Genomic DNA, 19,877 nt, shown 5'->3' with positions numbered 1-19,877 from the left:
TGTCGGCGTAGTAGAATGAGCGCTCAACTTCCGCACTCAGGGTACGCCGTGCAGATGAACGAACAGGGACGTGATCCGCTGATGGACGTGGGTCTTGAGCAGCAGGAGCTGTTTCCGATCCGCGAAGTTTCCCGACTGACGGGCGTCAACGCCGTGACCCTGCGTGCCTGGGAGCGCCGCTACGGGCTGATTCAGCCAACCCGCACCGACAGTGGCCACCGCCTTTATTCCCAAGCGGACATCGATGACATCCGCCGTATCCTCGGCTGGCTTGAGCGCGGTGTGGCGGTGAGTAAAGTGGGCAGCATCCTCGCTCGCGGTCATGCCCTTGCCGAGCAGGTCAGCGGGGCGACGGACGTCTGGTTGCGCTGGCAGCACCAGGTGCGTCAGGCCGTGCAGCAGTTTGACATGGCCGGCCTGGACCGGCTGTTCGACGAGGTGTTTGCTGCCAACACCCTGGACCAGGTGTTCGCCGAGGTGTTCATGCCGGTTTGGCACGACCTGGCGGCGGGGCAGGGCGGCTATGGGGAGGCCAGCGAGTGGTTGTTCCTCGACCAGTTCTTGCGTGGCCGGGTATTTGTCCGTTTGCAGCTCGCCCACGTGCCGCGTGGTCGCACAGTGCTGCTGGCAGCGTTGCCAGGGCAATGCCACGAACTGGAATTACTGGTGACCGGCCTGAGCCTGGGCAGCGACGAGATTGGCGTGACGCCTTTGGCGAGCGGGCAGCCGCTGCAGGAGCTGGCGCTGGTCTGCGAACGCCTGAAACCAGATGCCCTGGTGCTGTTTTCCCACCACCCACCCACGGCGGAACTCACCCGACGACTGGTGCGCATGGCTGCGGTACTGGAATGCCCGTTGTTGCTGGCCGGCGAAGCTGCAGAAGTGGCACAGGACCACCTGGCAGGCAGCCTGGTAGCGTGCCTTGGTGCGCAGGGTAGTGTGATGCGCCAGCGCTTGCGGCAGTTTCTGGCCGGTCAGCTCGATACCTGAGTGTGCAGTTCGGGGTGCGCCTGGCGATGGGCCTGGAGGATGTAGTCGCGCAGGCGGTCGATCTCTTCGGCCGGGCTCTGGCCCAGGTCGTAGGCCGCCAGGTCCGGGCCGATGCGCCGGCCCAGTACACCATGCAATTCGATCGGGCTGATATCGCCCGGGGCGAAGCGCAACTCGAAACGGGTGGGCGCCGCTGGCAAGCCGCGGATCTCCACCAGTACACCTTTGAACGAAATATCGCGAACCCACAGGCCGCTTTGCTGATCATGGCTATCGAGCAACGGGCTGGGCGTTTCCATCGACAGGCGCCACGCGCGCAGCATGGGGCCGTCTTCGTAGATTTCGGGTGAACCCACTTGAAGGTGCAGGGCGTGGAACTCGTCTTCCACCAACTGCAGCGGGAAGCTGATCTGCTGGTTGTTGAACTGGGCTTGCAAAGTCACCTGTTCGTTGGCCACCAGGCGGGTCAGCAAGCTCTGGATACGACGGTCGCCATTGACCAGCAGACTCGACATGGAGTCTGCCAGGTTCAGCTGCGGCGAATGCTGCATGCTCTGGATGAAATCCAGTTCGTCCTGGGTCAGGAGCGCGTCTGCTTGCATGATCGAACTCGGTGGTGGCGATTTCTTCAACGAAATTGACCGTGCGTGGCGTATTTGGTTCAGGCGCGTTCGTCGGGTTTCGGACAAACGCGCAGTTCGGCAAGCTCCCGCTCAAGTTGGACCTGGCGGCTGACGTCCTTCTGAATACCGATGAAATAGGTCCGCTGTTGAGCGTCGAGCCTTACCGGGGTGATCGACAGCTCGTTCCAGAACGCGCTGCCATCTTTGCGGTAGTTGCGCAGCACTTCGCGACAGGGGCGGCCTTCGGCCAAGGCCCTGCGGATGCGGGCACGGCCAAGCTGGTCACGGTCGTCGGCCTGCAGGAAGCGGCAATCCTGGTAGAGGATTTCGTCGCGGCTATAGCCGGTCAGGCGTTCGAAAGCGGCGTTCACGTAGATCAGGATGGTGTCGTCGCCTTCCTGTTCGGCAACCACGATCCCGTCATTGGACGCATCGACCATTGATTGCAGCAATTGCGCGTTGATCATGTCTGGGCCATTGAGCAAAGAAAGGCTGAAGGCGGCGACTATGGTAGAGGCGGCCTTTTGCCAGCGCTGGATGCTAGTATCCTACGTTTTCACTCAGTTTCGGAATCCTCTACCCGATGAAAGTCGCCATTATTTCCGGATCGGTCTATGGCACCGCCGAAGAAGTCGCCCGTCACGCCGAATCGCTGTTGAAGGCTGGAGGCCTGGAGGCCTGGCATGCGGCGCGTGCCACCCTGCAGGATCTTGAAGGTTTTGCCCCAGACGCCTTGCTGGCTGTGACCTCGACCACCGGCATGGGCGAGCTGCCGGACAACCTCATGCCGTTGTACTGCGCCATTCGTGACACCCTGCCTGCGGCCTGGCGTGGCCTGCCGGGTGCAGTCATTGCGCTGGGCGACGCCAGTTACGGTGACACCTACTGTGGTGGTGGCGAACAAATGCGCGAGTTGTTTGCCGAGTTGGGTGTGCGCGAAGTGCAGCCGATGCTGCGCCTGGATGCCGGCGAGACCGTGACCCCGGAAGCCGATGCGGAGCCGTGGTTGGCAGAGCTTGTTCAAGCGTTGAAAGCCTGACGGGGCATTTTCGCTTGGTCTGGCCTCTTCGCGGGTAAACCCGCGAAAGGGCCGGCACTGGCTAAATCATTAGCTACTGCCCGGCACCGGCCACTCGCGCAGCAACGCCAACCAGGCCTGCGCCGCCCGTGACAGGTACGCCCCGCGCCGCCAGATAAAGGCAATATCCCAACGCAAATCCTGCGGCGAACGCAGCGGCAAACGCACCACCCCGGGGCGCTCAAGCGCTTTTGCCACCACCCGGGGCAGCAACACCACGCCCTGGCCCGCCGCCACCAGCGCTGCCAAAAAATCCGCCTGGCCGCTGCGCCCGCCTTCCTTCGGGGTAAAGCCTTGCTGCTGGCACGCCTTCAGCAGCCGGTCATTGAGCACGAAGCTGCGCTGATACAGCAGGAACGGTGTATCGGCCAGTTGCGCCAGGTCCACCCCGTCCAGGCCCGCCAAGGCATGGCCAGCCGGCAGCAGGGCATCCAGCGGTTCGTTGCAAAACGGTTGGTAGTCGAACGCTTCGTCGCTGGGCGTCAGGCTGCCACCCAATTCCAGTTCGCCACTCCTGACTGCCTGCTCGACGCTGCGGCTGCCACCTTCGAGCAACTGAATCGCGATATTCGGGTGGCGCCGGCGGTATTCAGCGAACAAACCGGCGAACAAGGCGTCGCTGCCCAGCATGGGCAAGCCCAGGCGCAGCTCGCCACGCCCCATCTGGCTGAGGTCGTCCAGCTCGTTGAGCAGTGCCTGGCGCTGACGCAGCAGGGCTTCGCCACGCTCCAGCACAATGCGCCCGGCTGCCGTCAGGTGCAGCTGCGAGGCCTGGCGCTCCAGAAGTGGCTGGCCCACATCTTGCTCCAGCTGGGCCACCTGCTTGCTTACAGCCGACTGGCTGATATGCAGGGTGTGGGCCGCCTGGGTGAAACCGCCGCGGTGGACCACTTCGATAAAGCTGCGTAGCTGTTTGAATTCCATCCCCTGAATTCCATTATGGAATGGCGATCAGTCTAACAATTCGCTTCTGGCCTAGGCAGCCGAATCTTAAAATAAGGGTCTGTCGAGGAACCCGCATCATGAAACCCGCGTTGTTGAAAAAAGCCCTGCGCCTGCTTGTCGAGCTGGCGATCCTTTGTTCTTTGTTCCTGCTCGGAGGCCAGCTTGCCAGTTGGCTGGGCTGGCCGATTCCTGGCGGCGTGATGGGCCTGGCACTGTTGTTGATACTGTTCGCTTCGGGTGTGCTCAAGCCGGCCATGTTGCAACTGGGCGCGGGCTGGCTGATGGCCGAGATGCTGCTGTTTTTCATCCCGGCGCTGATGAGCCTGCTGGATTACGGCTCGCTCATCCGTGAAGAAGGCTGGCGCATCTTGCTGGTGATCGCCGTGAGCACGCTGATGGTGATGGTGGTGACTGCCTTGACCGTGGAACTGGTGTGCCGCTGGAGCTTGCGCCATGAGCCTTGAACCCATGCCGCTGTTCTGGCTGGCCCTGACCTTGCTGGCTTACCTGGGCAGCCGTTGGCTGTACCGGCGCAGCAAGCGCTACCTGCTGTCGCCGTTGATATTGGTACCCGTGCTGCTGCTGGCCGTGGCGGTGCCGCTGCATACCGCCTATGCAGAGTATGCCCGCAATACCCATTGGTTGATGAGCGTGCTCGGCCCGGTGACTGTGGCCTTCGCGGTGCCGATCTGGCAGCAGCGGGCCATGCTGGCGCGCCATTGGCCGGCCCTGATGGTGGGCATGGTGGCAGGCAGCAGTGCCTCGATCGCCAGCTCCTGGGGCCTTGCGCATCTGCTGGCGCTGGACAGTGCAACCAGCCTGTCGCTGGTGCCGCGTTCGATCACCACGCCGTTTGCCATGCCCTTGGCCCATGACCTGGGTGGCGTGCCGGAACTGACGGCGGTGTTCGTGATGTTCACCGGCGTGCTCGGCGCCATGTTCGGTGGCGTGCTGCTGCGCTGGTTGCCGTTGCGCACGCCCCTGGCACGGGGTGCACTGTTTGGCGTCGGGGCGCACGGTGCCGGGGTCAGCCGGGCTCAGGAGGTGGGCTGCGAGGAAGGCTCGGTGGCCGGCCTGGTCATGGTCCTGACCGGGTTGTTGAACCTGTTCGCGGCACCGCTGCTGGCCATGCTGCTCTGACCGTTCGTGCCACTGACTCGCTCAGTCATCAAGCTGGCTGGCAACGCAAGTTTCAGCCCATGGCCTGCTGGCTAGACTCTGCCTCGACATAGAGAGCACATGTATGTGCCGAGGTGACATGCAATGACCGCAGCCTTGCCCTATTCCGCCAACACCACTTCACCGGGACCGTTCTGATGCCTATGGCCGAAATTCCATTGTGCGTCTGGCGTACCCGGGGACAGAGTTTCACTTTCCGGGGCCAGAGCATCCGCTACTGGACCGCAGGGCAAGGAGAGCCCCTGCTTCTGTTACACGGTTTCCCCACCGCCAGCTGGGATTGGCACTATTTGTGGGGGCCTTTGAGCCAACGCTTCAGGGTGATCGCTTGCGACATGCTGGGCTTTGGCGATTCGGCCAAGCCGGTCGATCACGCCTACAGCCTGATGGAGCAGGCAGACTTGCAGCAGGCTTTGCTTGGCCACCTGCAGGTCGACCAGCCGGTGCACCTGCTGGCCCACGACTACGGCGGCAGCGTCGCCCAGGAGCTGCTGGCGCGGCACCATGAGCAGCGTGCCGAGGTTGCCAGCTGTGTGTTCCTCAACAGCGGGCTGTTCCCCGAAAGCTGCCGCATGTTGCTGATCCAGAAGCTGCTGCTCAGCCGGTTCGGCTGGCTGGTGGGGCGTTCGTTCGGGCGTGACGACCTGGTGCGCAACGTGACCCAGGTCTATGGCCCTTGCACCCACCCCAGCGAAAGTGCCCTGGATGATTTCTGGAGCCTGATCACCGCCAACCGGGGCACACGTATCCTGCACAAGCTGGTGAGCTACATGCCCGAACGCAGATTGCACCGCGAGCGCTGGGTCGGGGCGATGCAGCGCACAGGCGTGCCACTGCGCCTGATCAATGGCGTGGTCGACCCGCTGTCCGGCGCGCACATGCTCGAGCGCTACCGGCAACTGGTGCCGGAGGCGGACACCGTGCAGCTACCAGGTATCGGCCATTACCCGCACACCGAAGCGCCAGTGCAGGTGCTGCGTCACTACCTGGCCTTTCGTGAGCAGCTTGTGAGCTTCTATACGCAGAAAGTGGCGTGGTCCTGATCGGGCCGCATCGCCCTGCGTTATTGCCAGGCATTCAGCCTGCGTGAGCTTTGTTGTCCGCCCGTTGTTTGCGGCGGACACTCGGCTTACCTGAACCTGCCTGGAGCCATGAGCATGAGCGAGCCTGTCCGTCTGCAAGATCGCGTGGTGATTGTCACCGGAGCCGGCGGTGGCCTGGGCCGTGCCCATGCGCTGCTGTTCGCCGCACGTGGCGCCAAGGTGGTGGTGAACGACCTCGGCGGCTCTACCCACGGTGAAGGTGCCAGCGCCTCGGCCGCCGATCGTGTGGTGGAGCAGATACGCGCCGCTGGTGGCACCGCCATCGCCAACCACGACTCGGTCAGCCAGGGTGCACGTATTGTCGAGCAGGCCCTGGACAGCTTTGGCCGGGTTGATGTGCTGGTGAACAATGCCGGTATCCTGCGTGACAAGACGTTCCACAAGATGGACGACAGCGACTGGGAGCAGGTTTACCAGGTGCATGTCGAAGGGGCCTACAAAGTCACCCGGGCTGCCTGGCCACACCTGCGCGAGCAGAACTGGGGGCGGGTGATCTTCACCGCTTCTACCTCTGGCATTTACGGCAATTTCGGCCAGGCCAACTACGGCATGGCCAAGCTGGGCTTGTACGGGCTGACCCGCACCCTGGCGATCGAAGGGCGCAAGCACGGCATCCTGGTCAACGCCATCGCCCCCACCGGTGGCACGCGCATGACCGAAGGGCTGATCCCGCCCCAGGTATTCGAGCGGCTCAAGCCCGAGCTGGTCAGCCCGCTGGTGGTGTACCTGGGCAGCGAGCAGTGCCAGGGCACGGGTGAGCTGTTCGAGGTAGGCGGCGGCTGGGTGGGCAAGGTGCGTTGGGAGCGCAGCCTGGGGGTGGGCTTCGATCCGCGCGAAGGCTTTACCCCGGAGCAGGTGGCCGAGAACTGGGCACGGATCGGGGACTTTGACGGGGCGGTGCATCCGCAGGACAGTTTGCAGGCGCTGCAGCAGATGATGGCGAACCTGCAGAAGTATCCGCTGTAGAGAGCTTGCAGGGTACTTTGTGGGACCGCGTCATCCAGTCGAGAGCGCATGTTGTTCAGTGCAAAAAAAAGGCCGCTGCAAGCCGCAGCGGCCAATCGAGACGTCAGATCAAGGAGCTTCAAAATCTACGTCGGTGAACCTCGCAGGCATGAAAAGCGGGGGGAGAGCCCTTCATGCCGGCCAGTGAGTCAAGAATAAGCGCTTGATCCCATGGGAAAAATAGCGGCTTATGACATTCACCTTTACGTATCGGGCAATAGTGCTGCGGCCACTCAGGCAGCGGGCGAATAGCCCATGCGCCAGCTGGTTTCCCGCGCAGCCGCCAGCAGCCGTTGCGCCGCCGGGCCATGTTCGTCGGCGTGGAAGATCGACGTCGGCCCGACCACGGTCATCACCGCCGCAACCTGCCCCATGGCATTGAACACGGGCGCCGACAGCGCATCCACGCCCGGCATCAGCAGCCCGTGCACATGGTGCAGGCCGCGTTCGCGAATGCCCGCCAATACCGCCTGGTAATCGTCGGCACTCTGCTGCAGGGCGGCCAGTTCCCGGTCACGCAGCTCCACGGTCTCGCGTTCCGGCAGGTAGGCGGCGAACACCAGGCCGGTGGACGAGGTGAGCAGCGGCAGCACCGAGCCCATCTGCGTGACCACGGTAACTGCACGCACCGCAGGTTCGATGCTGACCACGGTTGCGCCTTGGTTGCCCCACACCGCAATGAAGCAGCTCTCGTTCAGTTCGTCGCGCAGCTGCGACAGCGGCAGTGCGGCAATCTTCAGCACATCGATGCTGCCCAGCGCCGCCAGCCCGACCCGCAATGCCTCACGGCCCAAACCGTAATGGTTGGTGGCCGCATCCTGCTCGGCAAAACCGCTGGCAATCAGCGCCTGCAGGTAGCGGTGCACCTTGCTCGCCGGCATCTGCACATGCTCCGACAGGCGCGACAGCGAGGTGGAGGGGGAGAGTTCGGCAAGGGCTTTGAGGATGTCTGTGCCAACCTCCGCCGAGCGGACTTTCTGCTTGCCGTTGTCGGCGGAGGAGCTGGCTTTGGTCATGGACATCTGCTTCCGGATTCTTCGAGTCGCGCCTTTATAGCTTGACGCCATGCCCGTAGCAAATTACGTTATTCGTAATCTGATTACGATAAAAACAATGCAGACGCGCTGTCACCCCGCATCGGGCCAGCAGCCAGCTGCCAGCAACGGCTCGGTCAGAGCCCGGAGGCATCGATGACTCGCGACACATCACCCGACCTTCACTACCTCAGCGGCTTCGGCAACGAGTTTGCCAGCGAAGCGCTGCCGGGTGCCTTGCCGGTCGGGCAGAACTCGCCGCAGAAGGCGCCTTATGGGCTGTACGCCGAATTGCTCTCGGGCACGGCGTTCACCATGGCCCGCAGCGAGCTGCGCCGTACCTGGCTGTATCGCATTCGCCCGTCTGCATTGCACCCGCGTTTCGAGCGGCTGGCGCGCCAGGCGCTGACCGCGCCGCTGGGGGCCATCAACCCCAACCGCCTGCGCTGGAGCCCCCAGCCGATACCTGCCGAGCCCACCGATTTCATCGAAGGCTGGCTGCCCATGGTGGCCAATGCCCCGGCGCAGAAACCGGCCGGCGTGAGCATCTACATCTACTGCGCCAACCGTTCCATGGAGCGGGTGTTCTTCAACGCCGACGGTGAACTGCTGCTGGTGCCGGAACAGGGCCGCCTGCGCATTGCCACCGAACTGGGTGTAATGGAAGTCGGCCCCCTGGAAATCGCGGTAATTCCGCGCGGCATGAAGTTCCGCGTCGAACTGCTCGACGGCCAGGCCCGTGGCTATATCGCCGAAAACCACGGTGCACCGCTGCGTATTCCGGAGCTGGGCCCGATTGGCAGCAACGGCCTGGCCAACCCGCGCGACTTCCTCACCCCGGTGGCGCACTACGAAGAGGCCGAAGGGCCGGTGCAACTGGTGCAGAAGTTCCTCGGCGAGCACTGGGCCTGCGAACTGCAGCACTCACCGCTGGATGTGGTTGCCTGGCACGGCAGCAACGTGCCGTACAAATACGACCTGCGCCGTTTCAACACCATCGGTACGGTCAGCTTCGACCACCCGGACCCGTCGATCTTCACCGTGCTGACTTCGCCGACCAGCGTGCATGGCCTGGCCAATATGGACTTCGTGATCTTCCCACCACGCTGGATGGTGGCCGAGAACACCTTCCGTCCGCCATGGTTCCACCGCAACCTCATGAACGAGTTCATGGGCTTGATCAGCGGTGCCTATGATGCCAAGGCCGAGGGCTTCCTGCCCGGTGGTGCCTCGCTGCACGGGGTGATGAGCGCCCACGGCCCCGACGCCGAAACCTGCGAAAAAGCCATTGCCGCCGACCTGGCGCCGCACAAGATCGATAACACCATGGCCTTCATGTTCGAGACCAGCCAAGTGCTGCGCCCGAGCCAGCAGGCCCTTGAATGCCCGCAATTGCAGGCCGACTACGATAGTTGCTGGGCCACCTTGCCGAGCACCTTCAACCCGAACCGGAGATAACCGATGAACCACACTGCCAATGCCCGTAGCTGGGTCGAGCACGCCAACGGGCACAACGACTTCCCGCTGCAGAACCTGCCATTGGGTATCTTCAGCCGGCCAGGTGAGGCCAGGCGCTGTGGCGTGGCCATCGGCGACGCGATCCTTGACCTGGAGGCGGTACTGGCCGCCGGCCTGTTCGACGGCGCCGCCAAGGCCGCCGTGGAAGCCACCCGTGGTGGTGCACTGAACGCATTCTTCGCGCTGGGCCGCAGCGCCCGTGTCGCCCTGCGCGAGCGCTTGCAGGTACTGCTTGGCGAACACAGCGAACACCAGGCGGCGCTGCAAGCCGCACTGTACCCGGCCAGTGCCTGCCAGTTGCATGTACCTGCGCAGATCGGTGACTACACCGACTTCTACGTGGGCATCGAGCACGCAAAAAACGTGGGCAAGCTGTTCCGCCCCGACAACCCGCTGCTGCCAAACTACAAGTACGTGCCGATCGGTTATCACGGCCGCGCCTCGACCATCCGCACGTCCGGCACCGATGTACGCCGGCCCAAGGGCCAGACCTTGCCGGCCGGGCACACCGAGCCGAGCTTCGGCCCTTGCGCGCGGCTGGACTACGAACTGGAACTGGGCATCTGGATTGGCCAGGGCAATGACATGGGCCAGGCGATCCCGATTGGCGATGCTGCCGAGCACGTAGCCGGCCTGTGCCTGCTCAACGATTGGTCGGCGCGTGATATCCAGGCTTGGGAATACCAGCCCTTGGGGCCGTTCCTGTCCAAAAGCTTCATTACTACCATCTCGCCTTGGGTAGTCACGGCTGAAGCGCTGGAGCCGTTCCGCTGCGCCCAGCCGGCACGCCCGGATGGCGACCCGCAGCCACTGTCGTACCTGCTGGACAAGCGCGACCAGGCCGCCGGTGCATTCGATATCGAACTTGAAGTGCTGCTGCTGACCGAGCGCATGCGCGAGCAGGGCGCTGCCCCGCACCGCCTGACCCTGAGCAACACCCGCAGCATGTACTGGACCGTGGCGCAGCTGGTGGCGCACCACAGCGTCAACGGCTGCCAACTGCAGCCGGGCGACCTGTTCGGTTCGGGCACATTGTCGGGCGCCACGCCGGGTTCTTACGGCAGCCTGCTGGAGATCACCGAAGGCGGCAAGCTGCCGGTTGAACTGGCCAGCGGCGAGGTGCGCAAGTTCCTCGAAGACGGCGACGAGATCATCCTGCGTGCCCGCTGCACGCGTGACGGCGTGGCCAGCATCGGCTTCGGCGAATGCCGTGGCACGGTCATTGCGGCCCACTGAGGAGGCAGGGGCATGGAGCTGTACACCTATTACCGTTCCACCTCGTCCTACCGGGTGCGCATTGCCCTGGCACTGAAGGGGCTGGCCTACCAGTCCTTGCCGGTCAACCTGCTACAGGGTGAGCAGCGCGGTGCGGGCTATGTCGCCGTCAACCCGCAGGGCCGCGTGCCGGCCTTGCGCACCGACGGCGGCGAATTGCTGGTGCAGTCACCCGCGATCATCGAGTACCTGGAAGAGGTTTATCCACAGCCTGCACTGCTGCCGGCCACGGCCGAAGCGCGCGCGAAGGTACGCGGCGTGGCGGCAATCATTGGCTGCGACGTTCATCCGCTACACAACGTCAGCGTGCTCAACCGGTTGCGCCAGGCCGGCCAGGACGAAGGCCAGGTCAACCAGTGGATCGGCCACTGGATCAGCCAGGGTTTGGCAGCGGTGGAGCAACTGATCGGTGACCATGGCTTTTGCTTCGGTGAGCAACCGGGGCTGGCGGATGTGTACCTGATCCCGCAGCTTTATGCCGCCGAGCGTTTCAATATCGACCTCGACAGCTTCCCGCGCATCCTCCGGGTTGCCGCCTTGGCGGCCGTGCACCCGGCATTCGCCAAGGCCCACCCAGCCCAGCAGCCGGACAGCCCGGTTCAGTGAAGCGAACGGTTCGCCGTCGGAAGCTTGCCGATCCGCTCGGACAGCTTCAGGCGCTGGATCGGGTCTTCCGTGAGCAGTAACGCATGCTCCAGGTCGAAGCGCTCGGCCTGTGGGCAGTCCAGGTGCTGGTACAGCGAGGCGCGGGTCACGTAGTCGCTGACTTGAACCGGGCCCAGCTGCATGATCCGCTCGGCGTCGATCAAGGCCGCCAGGTGGTTGTCGTTGCTGATGTGCAGCTGGCGCAGGTTGCGTGACAGCCGTTGCAGCATCTGCAGCGGGCTGGCGCTGCGCAGGTGCTCCGCCGTCAGCGCAACGTGCGGGCCAAACTGGCGCGCCAGCAGCTCACGGCAATCATTGGGGTACAGGCGCCGGCCACCACAGGGGTCGAGCAGGTGGTCGGCACCCGGCACGCGCAGCAGGAAATGGCCAGGGAAGCCCACACCCTCCAGCGGGATGGACAGCCGCTGGGCCAGCTCCAGGGCAAGGATGGCCAAGGTCAGTGGTTGGCCACGGCGGCGTTGTAGCACCTTGTCCATCATCGCGGCCTGCGGGCGCAGGGGGTGGTACTCATCCTGCTGAAAGCCCAGGGCATTGAGTTGGCGCAGCAGTGGCTGGGCCAGTTCGCACAGTGGCAGCATCGGCAGGTTGGCGCTGATCTCACGCTGCAGGTCATGCAGAATGGCAAGGCTGGCCGCGGGCTCGACGCTGAGGTCGTGCTCGGCGGCCATCCACAATGCGGCTTCCAGCAGGGCGACAGGCTCGCGTTCCAGGCAGGCCAGGCAGGCTTGACGTGGCTTCATGGGGTATCTCCACACACGCTTGAGTATTAGCTGTGGCGGGCGGTTTCGTCCAGTGGTCCGGCAGCCACGCCAGCTTTGGGGCGGTGCCTATACTGGAAGGAGCACCTCGTGGGGGAGCCCGTCGATGTTCGCACTGATGCAAAGCACCCGTACCCAGTCACTGCACCTGTTCAACGACCCGTCTACGGGCCTGAAAGCGGTCGTGGCGATCCACAGCGAGCAGTTGGGCCCAGCCATGGGCGGTTGCCGCTATCTGCCTTACGCCGATGACGAAAGCGCCATGACCGACGCCATTCGCCTGGCCCAAGGCATGAGCTACAAGGCGGCGCTGGCGGGCTTGCCGCTGGGTGGGGGCAAGGCGGTGATCATGCGCAACCCGCATGTAGAGAACCGCGCCGCGCTGTTCGAGGCCTTTGGCCGCTTCATCGATACCTTGCATGGGCGTTTCATCATCGCCGTAGACAGCGGCACCTCGACCCTGGACATGGACTGCATCGCCCAGAGCACCCCCCATGTGACCAGCACCACGGCCTCGGGTGACCCCTCGCCGCATGCGGCGATGGGGGTGTTCGCCGGCATTCGCGCCACTACCTCGTTCCGGCTGGGCAGCGATGACCTCAGAGGCCTGCGAGTAGCGGTACAGGGCCTGGGCAATGTCGGGTATGCGCTGGCGGAGCAACTGCATGCGGTGGGCGCGGAGCTGCTGGTCAGCGACCTGGACCCAGGGCGTGTGCGCTTGGCGATGGAGCAGTTCGATGCAAAACCTGTGACCAACGATGCGTTGATCAGCACCCCTTGCGACATCTTCGCACCCTGCGGCGTGGGGCCGGTGCTGAACGGGCAGAGCGTGATGCAGCTGCGCTGTGCGGCAGTGGCGGGGGCGGCCAACAACCAGCTGACTACCTTGCAGGTGGCAGACCAGCTGGAGTCACGCGGGATACTGTATGCGCCAGACTACGTGATCAATGCCGGTGGGCTGATCTATGTGGCGCTGACCCACCGTGGCGAAGACCTGGGCACCATCACCGCGCACCTGGCGCGCATTCCTTCACGGCTGACCGAAGTGTTTGGCCATGCGCAGGCGGAAAAACGTTCGCCGGCGCGGGTGGCGCAGATGCTGGCGGAGCGGTTGCTGTATGGCTGAAGGTTGATACTGGCTTTGCTGGCCTATTCGCGGGTGAACCCGCGAAGCAGGCGGCGCCGATGTTACTCGGTTGCGCCACCTTCCAGCAGTTCGGCCAACGCATCCGGCTGGCTTTTGAACGCCCGAGCGAACACATCGCGATTCTTGGCCATGTAGATACCGGCTTCCTCGACCTGCTGCTCCGTCAGCGACGGCACCGCCTTGTGCAGCACTTCAGCGAGGCGCTCGGCCAGTTCGAGCATCTTGTCGTGACGGTCTGCTTCGGCCTTATCCATAAACAAGCGCTCCGGGTCGCGGCTGCTGCGGTACACCACTTCGACGGCCATTCATCACCTCTATGCCTTTTTGCTGGTTGTGTTGCGATTTACTGTATCTATATACAGTAATGGCAAATTTGGTTGGTTCGCAAGCAGAAATTGTAGCGTGGCCCAGGGAAGCAGTACCTGTGGGAGCGGGTTCACCCGCGAAAGGGCCGGCCCAGGCGACCTGTCTTCTTGCCATGCCCAAAGTGCCTTGCGGCAATCGGTCGCCTTCCAAGACAGGGGCCTGGCCCTTTAACTGCATGGCACAAGCGTCACACGGGTGACGCATCATCCTTAAAGTCGTATCGGGGAATGGAACATCGTGAACATCAAATGGGCAGAAAAACTGCGCAAGGGCCTGCACGGCTCGGCCGACTCGCTGGGCAACCTGTGCGTCGAGGCGTTCCATTACCTGGCGTTGTTCGGCATTGGCGCGATCACTGCCTACGCGGCGGTGGCGACGTTCCTGGAAATGCTGGGCAAGGGCGGGATCAGTGTCGATGACATCCTGCTGCTGTTCATCTACCTGGAGCTGGGGGCGATGGTCGGTATCTACTTCAAGACCAACCACATGCCGATCCGCTTCCTGCTGTACGTGGCCATCACCGCGCTGACCCGCCTGCTGATCGGTGATGTCTCGCACCACAAGGCGCCGGACGAAGGGCTGCTGTACCTGTGTGGGGGCATCCTGTTGCTGGCGTTCTCGATCCTGGTGGTGCGCTACGCCTCGTACCGCTACCCCTCGACCAAGGTGCTGGATGCCAATGGCAAGGCAGTGGAGGAGGGCAAGTAGCCCTCAGTTGGCAACGAAATGGCGCGGCTCGTTACGGGCGTCACGGGTGAGCGCGGCCAGCACCTGCATGGGGTTCTGGCTGAGTTCGATCGCAAGGCCCAGGCGGATGCTGTCGATCACCCGTTGCAGGCGTACCGGGTCGTTGCGCTGGGCCTGGGTGATGAGGCGCTTGGCGACTACGCCGGCGTCGTCCGAGAGGGTCAGCATGATGCTGCCGTCGAGGTTGGCGATGCTCAGGTTGACCCGGTATTCGGGGGCGAATGCAGCACTGATTCGGTCGAAAGGGTTGTTCATGCCTGGGGCCCTGCTAAGAATGTCTGCAGAAGTTGACCGGGCACTGCCAGGTTGGTTCCTGCAAGGCAATTAGCCATCATCGCAACTACACTCCTTGAACCGCAGCCGCGACGCATGGCCAGTGGCCGGCAAAGGAGTGCCCGTGGTTCCCTCATCTGCTGCCCGTCAACGTGGCGCAATTGGCCTCATGGCGGTGATAACCCTGGGCCTTGCCCTGTTGTTCATGCTGGTGGTGATCGACAGCGGCCGCTTGTACCTGGAGCAGCGCAAGCTGCAGCGCATTGCCGACATGTCGGCGCTGGAGGCGGCAGGCCAGTTTGCCGTGTGCACCGGCAGCGGGCCCCAGGCCAACGCGATTGCCCGCACAGCCGCCACCCGCAACGGCCACGCGGCCAGCAACCCGCTGACCGCCAGTTGCGGGTACTTGCAGACCGGCGCCAACAGCTTGCGCACCTTCACCAGTGACAACAATCGCAATGAAGCCATCCGCGTGGATGTGAGCAACACGGTGCCCACCAGTGTTGCGGCGGGGGTGTATAGCCTGGCGCAGGGCAGTGGTGTGCCGTTGACCACGACCTTGCAGGCGCACGCGGTGGCATCGTCGCCTCTGCCGCCGCAGGCGATGTTGACCATTCGGACCACGCTGGCGACCGTCGATTCGCGGCAGTCGGTTTTGCTCAATGCACTGCTCGGCGCCTTGGGCGGTTCCGTTCAGCTGGATGTAGCCGGCTGGCAAGGCATCGCCAGCACCCAACTCAATTTGCTCCGCTATCTCGACCAGCTGGCCATCGACCTCAAGCTCAAGGCAGGCGACTACCAGCAATTGCTCACTGCCAACGCCACCGCTACGCAATTGCTGCAAGCGGCTGTAAAGGTGCTGCAGCAGAGCGGTGCAGCGGCAAATGTGGTGACCAACCTTGGCAAGCTGGCCCTTGGTGCCAGCAACAGTACGTTGCTGCAGCTGGGCGACTTGCTCGATATTCAGAACGGTACGGCGCAGGCCGGGCTGGATGCCAATATTCAGTTGCTGCAATTGGTGCAGGGGGTCATTCAGCTGGCGGTCAGCGAAAGTGCTGCAACGGTGGATTTACCAATAACCGTGTTAGGGCTGGTCAATGGCCGGGTGCGTCTGATGGTGATCGAGCCTCAGCAGATTTCGGCGGTGGGCGACCCGCGCACGAACGAGTTGCGGGTGCATACCGCACAGGTGCGGGCGATGATTTCGCTAGAGTTGCCGTTGCTGGATTCTGTGTTCGGGCTCGCTAACGCAGTGCTCGACCTGGTGTCGCCGCTGACCAACGTGATCAATAACCTGCTCAGCCTGAACCTGGCCAGCACGTTGCAATCGGTGCTCTGCCTGGTGGGCATACCCTGCACGGTCAGTGACATCATTCTGGTGCCGGATAAACTGTCACTGGATATAGGGCTGGAGGTCGCCGAGGCCACCACGCGTCTCAACCCCCAATCACCCGATACATTCAGTTGCTCACCCAAGCGTCTGACGACGCAAACCCAGAGCTCAGCGGCCAAGGTTGCAGTCGGGCGTTTTGAGTCCGCCAATGCGTTCTTCACCAATGGCACCACGGCCGTAAAGGCTTTGCCGTTGGTAGACATCGGTTCCAAGCGATGCACTCGGCTTTTGATACTGCCTGCAACCTGTGAGGCCCGTATTCCCTTCGTCGGCGGCGGCCTCGGCCTGCGGGTCAACAGCAAGCTGCTGGGCAGCGGTGCCGTCGAGCGCCCGCTGATCTTCCAGGCGCCCAACAGCACCCCACCAAACATTGGCCTTACCCCCGCTTACCAAAGCATGCAAACCGCCAGCAGCAACGTGGTTGGCAGCCTCACCGACACGCTGCAAGGCATACAACTGGAAGCTTACAAACCCACCGTCAATAGCGGCCTCGGCGACGTGCTGGTTATCGTTGGCAGCGTGCTTAGCGGCGTCAAGGGCATTGTCGAGCCCCTGATCAAAAACCTGCTGAGCCCGTTGCTTGACCCCTTGGTGAACGTGCTGCTGAAAGTATTGGGCATCGACCTGGTCAACGCCGAAGTCGGCGCCAACCTCAGTTGCTCCAGCGGCCGCGCTCAGCTGGCGTTGTAGAGCGGCAACCACACTCGCAAGCACGCACCTTCGTTGCCGTTGTGCGCTTCCAGCCGGCCGCCCATTGCTTCGACGATGCTGTGGCTGACCGACAAACCGAGGCCGGTGCCCATGCCGGCGGGCTTGGTGGTGAAGAACGGTTCGAAGATGCGTTCGAGCAGGCGCGGGTCGACGCCACCGCCGTTGTCTTCCACCAGCAGGCACAGTTGCCCGTCCTCGACGCGCTGGCTCACGCTGATCCGCGGCTTGGCAACCCGCCGTTCGAGCAGCGCATCACGGGCATTGACCAGCAGGTTGATCAGTACCTGTTCGAGCTGGTCCTCATGGCCCAGTACTTCCGGGCACAGGTCGGGCTCTTCGATGTGCAATGCCACGCCTTTGCCGCTCAACCCTTCCGCCAGCAACCCCAGCGCACCGTGCACTGCTACCCACGCCGCGAACACATGCTGTTCGACCTCGGAGCGGCGCCCATAGGTGCGCAGGTGCTCCACCAGGTGCGCCACGCGCTCGACCTGGGCGTCGATGCGTTGCAGCTTGCCCGTCACATACTCGGCATCGACCTCACCGCTTTCCAGGCGCTTGATGGTATTGACCAACGCCAGGCGCATGGTGCTCAACGGCTGGTTGATTTCATGCACCAGGCCCGTTGCCAATTCGCCCAAGGTGGCCATCTTGGCCCCTTGCCGCAGTTGCTGCTGGCTGTGGCGTACTTCGGTATTGTCGCGCCCCACCGCCTGCACTTCCTGCAACTGGCCGTGCTCATCGAACAGGCCACGCTCGGCCCACACCCACCAGGCTGTTCTGCGCCCAGGCAGTTGCAGGCAGATTTCGGCACTGGCCAAGGGCTGCGCCGGCGTCAACCGCGCCAGGCGCTGGAGAAAGGCCGAATGTTGGCTGTCGGATAGCCACTGACCAAGGTTCATGCCCGTCAATTGTTGTGGTGCGCACTCCAGCTGTTCGGCTAGCGGGTGGTTGCCAAACAGCAGTTCGAGGTCTGGGCGGTAGCGGCAGATCATGGCCGGCGAGTCTTCTACCAGCACGCGGTAGCGCTCCTCGCTCTGGCGCACCTGCTCGGCCGCCTCGGTCGCTTCGCTGACGTCCAGCCACAGGCCGACTGCCTCGACAGGCTGGCCCAGGTCGTCACGCAGCAGGCGGGCTTCGTCCAGTATCCAGTGGTAGCGGCCAAGGTGGTCGCGCAGGCGGTAGCGGCTGCGGGCCTGGCCGTCGCGCAACAGCGTGCGGGTGCGTTCCAGCCACAACCAGCGGTCGTCGGGGTGCAGCGTCTGGCCTGGCTGGCGGGCCTGTTCGCTGTCCGGCTCCCAGCCCAGCAGCGGCGTCAGGCTGGCGCTGAAGAATTCACTGTGCAGTGCACCTTCGGCATAGCGCTGGACGTAAATCACTGCGGGCGAGCTGGCGATGAGGTTTTCCAGCCGCGCGCGTGCGGCGCCGGCCTGCAGCTCCTGGGCCTTCAGCGCGCTGATATCGAGCAGAAATCCTTGGACCTGACGGCCGTGCAACTGGCCTACCCACTGCAGCCAGCGCGGGCTTGCCAGGCTGTTGGCTGGCAGAAGGCGCAGGTTCAGGTTCAAGGCAATGCCTTCGCGCAGTTGCTCCAGCGCCATGCGTGCGGCTTCGCGGTCGGCCGGGTGCAAGCGCTCCAACCATTGCTCGGCGGTCGCTTCCGGCGGCACGCCCAGGCGCAAGGCCAGGGCCGGGTCAAACTGCAGCGGCCCCTGCAGGGGCCATGACCACCAGCCAGCGCCCAGTTGCTGTTGCAGTTCATCCAGGTGGCGTGAGCGTTGCCGCAACTGCTGCTGACGCAGGCGAGTGAGCAGGGGTTCGATCAGCGCTTGCAGCAGGGCAGCGACCGTTTCGCTGGTCGGCGGCCGTGGCGCGCCCGCGCACAGCAACCAGGCCTGCACGGTATGGCCGTGCAGGTAGGGCACGGCCAACAATGGCAAACCGGCGCACCATGGCTGCAACAGCGGGTTTCCAGCAGCTATTTCGCGGCCCCGAGGCGGTAGTGTTTGCAGCCAGGGGCGCAAGCGCTCGTCCTCGGCCCAGGGCCAGTCGTTGTCGCTGCAGGTGTAGGTGTACCAGCCGCTATCGCCCGGCAGCATCAGGCGCACAGAGCCGGCATGCCAGTGCTCGGCCAGTTGCTGCAGTTGTTCGGTGGCTGTCAGCAGCAGGCGTTCTTCGTCGCAGTCACGCAGCCTGCGGCCAAGCTCCGTTGCCAGCTTCTGCTGGGTGAGGCGATGGCCGTGCTGCTCGCGTTCGCCCAGCAGGTCACCGATATCGAACACCTGCAGCAGCCAGCCATCGGCCTGTCGCTGAAGCCAGCCACGGGTGTGCAGGGCAGGGCCGTGAACGGTCGCAAAATCAAGGTCCAGCGGTTGCCCCTGCCAGTCGGCGGGGAGGCCTTCAAGTACCAGCCAGCTTTGCCGTTGGAGGTAGTCATGCACACGCGGGGCGCTGTGTGAATTTGCAGGCAGCACCGTGCGCAGGGGCCCGGCCAGGCGCAGCACGTGCCCCTGGTCATCCAGCCAGAGTTGCAGCCCCACCGCCTGCGGGGCCGGCTCGGCCTGCGCGGTGGCCGGGCCGCTCAGCCAGCGATCGAAAAGACCGCTCATAGCTGCAAGCTCGCTTCGGCCCGCAGGCGATCGGGCAGGTGCGGCACTTCACCGATCAGCGGCAGGACCAGCATCGGCAGCACGTTGGTCAGTTTCGTTTTGGGGTAATTGATGGTCACGGTCAGCAATTTGTTGGCGCCCAGGGTTACCTGCGCGTCACTGGCGGGCTGGAAGTTGAACGCGGCAGGCATCCACTGCAACTGTTGGCCGATGACCTGGTGGGCCAGGTCCTGCACATCGGTGGTGTAGCTGGCGCTGTTCGGGTCCAGGGCCACGCAGCGCCGCACGGCCTCGGCGCTGGCCTGGTTGAATGACTGCAGCATCAGCATGGGCAAGGTGTAGCTGACCAGGCCGTAGAACACCGCGAAAAAAATCATGAATACGGCCGCGAACTCAATGGCCGCTGCGCCGTTTTGCCGTTTTGCCGGGCCTGCTTTCATGATTGCGTCTACCCTGA

The 19,877-nt window shown here is 63.8% G+C and carries 21 protein-coding genes; 12 read left to right on the top strand and 9 right to left on the bottom strand.

What is annotated here, in order from left to right; translation table 11 throughout:
* Nucleotides 1-54 precede the first annotated feature (54 nt).
* Nucleotides 55-990: a MerR family transcriptional regulator gene (locus SB765_RS10265; RefSeq protein ID WP_410931290.1), complete on the top strand. Its 936-nt coding sequence runs from the start codon at nt 55-57 to the stop codon at nt 988-990.
* Here the strand turns inward: SB765_RS10265 and SB765_RS10260 are convergent.
* Both SB765_RS10260 and SB765_RS10255 read right to left on the bottom strand, forming a co-directional pair.
* Nucleotides 975-1,592, bottom strand: a complete 618-nt coding sequence (locus tag SB765_RS10260; RefSeq protein WP_049275444.1) for a PilZ domain-containing protein — start codon at nt 1,590-1,592, stop codon at nt 975-977. The genes SB765_RS10265 and SB765_RS10260 overlap by 16 nt on opposite strands.
* Nucleotides 1,593-1,651: 59 nt before the next feature.
* A complete protein-coding gene (locus SB765_RS10255; protein WP_410931269.1) occupies nt 1,652-2,080 on the bottom strand; it encodes a PAS domain S-box protein in 429 nt (142 codons plus the stop codon).
* A gap of 116 nt (nt 2,081-2,196) precedes the next feature.
* Here SB765_RS10255 and SB765_RS10250 point away from each other — a divergent pair, with 116 nt between their 5' ends.
* Nucleotides 2,197-2,652 (top strand): flavodoxin, encoded by a 456-nt coding sequence (locus tag SB765_RS10250; RefSeq protein ID WP_410931268.1) that lies wholly within the window; start codon nt 2,197-2,199, stop codon nt 2,650-2,652.
* A 69-nt stretch (nt 2,653-2,721) separates the two neighbouring features.
* Here the strand turns inward: SB765_RS10250 and SB765_RS10245 are convergent, their stop codons facing one another.
* Entirely contained in the window at nt 2,722-3,615 is an 894-nt protein-coding gene (locus tag SB765_RS10245) for a LysR family transcriptional regulator (protein WP_410931267.1), read from the bottom strand.
* 98 nt (nt 3,616-3,713) lie between these two features.
* Between SB765_RS10245 and SB765_RS10240 the strand changes: the two genes are divergently transcribed.
* The 4 genes from SB765_RS10240 to SB765_RS10225 all read left to right on the top strand — a co-directional run bounded on the left by SB765_RS10240 (nt 3,714) and on the right by SB765_RS10225 (nt 6,884).
* Nucleotides 3,714-4,100: a CidA/LrgA family protein gene (locus SB765_RS10240; RefSeq protein ID WP_016497949.1), complete on the top strand. Its 387-nt coding sequence runs from the start codon at nt 3,714-3,716 to the stop codon at nt 4,098-4,100.
* Nucleotides 4,090-4,776, top strand: coding sequence for an LrgB family protein (locus tag SB765_RS10235; protein WP_410931266.1), 687 nt, complete (start codon nt 4,090-4,092; stop codon nt 4,774-4,776). The genes SB765_RS10240 and SB765_RS10235 overlap by 11 nt, the downstream gene beginning before the upstream one ends.
* Nucleotides 4,777-4,952: 176 nt before the next feature.
* On the top strand, nt 4,953-5,858 hold the full coding sequence (locus tag SB765_RS10230; protein WP_341796768.1) for an alpha/beta fold hydrolase: 906 nt from the start codon (nt 4,953-4,955) through the stop codon (nt 5,856-5,858).
* 114 nt (nt 5,859-5,972) lie between these two features.
* Nucleotides 5,973-6,884, top strand: a complete 912-nt coding sequence (locus tag SB765_RS10225) for an SDR family oxidoreductase (RefSeq protein ID WP_341796767.1) — start codon at nt 5,973-5,975, stop codon at nt 6,882-6,884.
* 272 nt (nt 6,885-7,156) lie between these two features.
* On the opposite strand, the gene SB765_RS10220 is transcribed toward SB765_RS10225, so the two are convergent.
* On the bottom strand, nt 7,157-7,939 hold the full coding sequence (locus SB765_RS10220; protein ID WP_016497953.1) for an IclR family transcriptional regulator: 783 nt from the start codon (nt 7,937-7,939) through the stop codon (nt 7,157-7,159).
* Between the two features lie 174 nt (nt 7,940-8,113).
* Here SB765_RS10220 and hmgA point away from each other — a divergent pair, with 174 nt between their 5' ends.
* From hmgA to maiA, 3 genes are read left to right on the top strand one after another with little or no spacing between them, the layout of a single operon-like run.
* Nucleotides 8,114-9,415, top strand: a complete 1,302-nt coding sequence (gene hmgA, locus SB765_RS10215; RefSeq protein ID WP_410910880.1) for a homogentisate 1,2-dioxygenase — start codon at nt 8,114-8,116, stop codon at nt 9,413-9,415.
* Between the two features lie 3 nt (nt 9,416-9,418).
* The gene (gene fahA, locus SB765_RS10210; protein WP_410931265.1) at nt 9,419-10,711 is read left to right on the top strand and encodes a fumarylacetoacetase; all 1,293 of its coding nucleotides are present in this window, start codon (nt 9,419-9,421) and stop codon (nt 10,709-10,711) included.
* A gap of 12 nt (nt 10,712-10,723) precedes the next feature.
* Nucleotides 10,724-11,356 (top strand): maleylacetoacetate isomerase, encoded by a 633-nt coding sequence (gene maiA / locus SB765_RS10205; RefSeq protein ID WP_410910882.1) that lies wholly within the window; start codon nt 10,724-10,726, stop codon nt 11,354-11,356.
* Here maiA and SB765_RS10200 read toward each other — a convergent pair.
* Nucleotides 11,350-12,156, bottom strand: coding sequence for a SirB1 family protein (locus SB765_RS10200; RefSeq protein WP_410910883.1), 807 nt, complete (start codon nt 12,154-12,156; stop codon nt 11,350-11,352). The genes maiA and SB765_RS10200 overlap by 7 nt on opposite strands.
* A 124-nt stretch (nt 12,157-12,280) precedes the next feature.
* Here SB765_RS10200 and SB765_RS10195 point away from each other — a divergent pair, with 124 nt between their 5' ends.
* Nucleotides 12,281-13,300: a Leu/Phe/Val dehydrogenase gene (locus SB765_RS10195; RefSeq protein WP_258653978.1), complete on the top strand. Its 1,020-nt coding sequence runs from the start codon at nt 12,281-12,283 to the stop codon at nt 13,298-13,300.
* 62 nt (nt 13,301-13,362) lie between these two features.
* Here the strand turns inward: SB765_RS10195 and SB765_RS10190 are convergent, their stop codons facing one another.
* Nucleotides 13,363-13,626 (bottom strand): YebG family protein, encoded by a 264-nt coding sequence (locus SB765_RS10190; RefSeq protein WP_341796763.1) that lies wholly within the window; start codon nt 13,624-13,626, stop codon nt 13,363-13,365.
* A 298-nt stretch (nt 13,627-13,924) separates the two neighbouring features.
* On the opposite strand from SB765_RS10190, the gene SB765_RS10185 reads away from it, so the two are divergent.
* Nucleotides 13,925-14,395, top strand: coding sequence for a phosphate-starvation-inducible protein PsiE (locus SB765_RS10185; RefSeq protein ID WP_016497960.1), 471 nt, complete (start codon nt 13,925-13,927; stop codon nt 14,393-14,395).
* Nucleotides 14,396-14,398: 3 nt separating this feature from the next.
* On the opposite strand, the gene SB765_RS10180 is transcribed toward SB765_RS10185, so the two are convergent.
* Complete coding sequence (locus SB765_RS10180) at nt 14,399-14,689, bottom strand: DUF3509 domain-containing protein (RefSeq protein WP_341796762.1); 291 nt, start codon at nt 14,687-14,689, stop codon at nt 14,399-14,401.
* A gap of 142 nt (nt 14,690-14,831) precedes the next feature.
* Here SB765_RS10180 and SB765_RS10175 point away from each other — a divergent pair, with 142 nt between their 5' ends.
* Nucleotides 14,832-16,790 carry a pilus assembly protein TadG-related protein gene (locus SB765_RS10175; protein ID WP_410931264.1) on the top strand — a complete coding sequence of 653 codons (1,959 nt, stop codon included), beginning with the start codon at nt 14,832-14,834 and terminating at the stop codon, nt 16,788-16,790.
* Here SB765_RS10175 and SB765_RS10170 read toward each other — a convergent pair.
* Both SB765_RS10170 and SB765_RS10165 read right to left on the bottom strand, forming a co-directional pair.
* Nucleotides 16,775-19,420 carry an ATP-binding protein gene (locus SB765_RS10170; protein WP_410931263.1) on the bottom strand — a complete coding sequence of 882 codons (2,646 nt, stop codon included), beginning with the start codon at nt 19,418-19,420 and terminating at the stop codon, nt 16,775-16,777. The two genes, SB765_RS10175 and SB765_RS10170, sit on opposite strands and share 16 nt — an antisense overlap.
* The gene (locus SB765_RS10165; protein WP_341796759.1) at nt 19,417-19,860 is read right to left on the bottom strand and encodes a TadE/TadG family type IV pilus assembly protein; all 444 of its coding nucleotides are present in this window, start codon (nt 19,858-19,860) and stop codon (nt 19,417-19,419) included. The genes SB765_RS10170 and SB765_RS10165 overlap by 4 nt, the downstream gene beginning before the upstream one ends.
* Nucleotides 19,861-19,877 lie beyond the last annotated feature (17 nt).

It is taken from the genome of Pseudomonas sp. SIMBA_067 (assembly GCF_046534675.1).
GTDB lineage: Bacteria > Pseudomonadota > Gammaproteobacteria > Pseudomonadales > Pseudomonadaceae > Aquipseudomonas > Aquipseudomonas putida.
The sequence above is the reverse complement of the archived record's forward strand: the minus strand, read 5'-3'. Positions and strand labels throughout refer to the sequence as shown.

Excerpts from the sequence above, each read along its gene's own strand:
- SB765_RS10170 (WP_410931263.1), bottom strand. The coding sequence starts at position 19,420 with ATGAGCGGTCTTTTCGATCGCTGGCTGAGCGGCCCGGCCACCGCGCAG.
- SB765_RS10255 (WP_410931269.1), bottom strand. The coding sequence starts at position 2,080 with ATGATCAACGCGCAATTGCTGCAATCAATGGTCGATGCGTCCAATGAC.
- SB765_RS10260 (WP_049275444.1), bottom strand. The coding sequence starts at position 1,592 with ATGCAAGCAGACGCGCTCCTGACCCAGGACGAACTGGATTTCATCCAG.
- SB765_RS10190 (WP_341796763.1), bottom strand. The coding sequence starts at position 13,626 with ATGGCCGTCGAAGTGGTGTACCGCAGCAGCCGCGACCCGGAGCGCTTG.
- SB765_RS10230 (WP_341796768.1), top strand. The coding sequence starts at position 4,953 with ATGCCTATGGCCGAAATTCCATTGTGCGTCTGGCGTACCCGGGGACAG.
- SB765_RS10225 (WP_341796767.1), top strand. The coding sequence starts at position 5,973 with ATGAGCGAGCCTGTCCGTCTGCAAGATCGCGTGGTGATTGTCACCGGA.
- maiA (WP_410910882.1), top strand. The coding sequence starts at position 10,724 with ATGGAGCTGTACACCTATTACCGTTCCACCTCGTCCTACCGGGTGCGC.
- hmgA (WP_410910880.1), top strand. The coding sequence starts at position 8,114 with ATGACTCGCGACACATCACCCGACCTTCACTACCTCAGCGGCTTCGGC.
- SB765_RS10180 (WP_341796762.1), bottom strand. The coding sequence starts at position 14,689 with ATGAACAACCCTTTCGACCGAATCAGTGCTGCATTCGCCCCCGAATAC.
- SB765_RS10240 (WP_016497949.1), top strand. The coding sequence starts at position 3,714 with ATGAAACCCGCGTTGTTGAAAAAAGCCCTGCGCCTGCTTGTCGAGCTG.
- SB765_RS10165 (WP_341796759.1), bottom strand. The coding sequence starts at position 19,860 with ATGAAAGCAGGCCCGGCAAAACGGCAAAACGGCGCAGCGGCCATTGAG.
- SB765_RS10195 (WP_258653978.1), top strand. The coding sequence starts at position 12,281 with ATGTTCGCACTGATGCAAAGCACCCGTACCCAGTCACTGCACCTGTTC.
- SB765_RS10265 (WP_410931290.1), top strand. The coding sequence starts at position 55 with ATGAACGAACAGGGACGTGATCCGCTGATGGACGTGGGTCTTGAGCAG.
- SB765_RS10200 (WP_410910883.1), bottom strand. The coding sequence starts at position 12,156 with ATGAAGCCACGTCAAGCCTGCCTGGCCTGCCTGGAACGCGAGCCTGTC.
- SB765_RS10245 (WP_410931267.1), bottom strand. The coding sequence starts at position 3,615 with ATGGAATTCAAACAGCTACGCAGCTTTATCGAAGTGGTCCACCGCGGC.
- SB765_RS10250 (WP_410931268.1), top strand. The coding sequence starts at position 2,197 with ATGAAAGTCGCCATTATTTCCGGATCGGTCTATGGCACCGCCGAAGAA.
- SB765_RS10235 (WP_410931266.1), top strand. The coding sequence starts at position 4,090 with ATGAGCCTTGAACCCATGCCGCTGTTCTGGCTGGCCCTGACCTTGCTG.
- fahA (WP_410931265.1), top strand. The coding sequence starts at position 9,419 with ATGAACCACACTGCCAATGCCCGTAGCTGGGTCGAGCACGCCAACGGG.
- SB765_RS10220 (WP_016497953.1), bottom strand. The coding sequence starts at position 7,939 with ATGACCAAAGCCAGCTCCTCCGCCGACAACGGCAAGCAGAAAGTCCGC.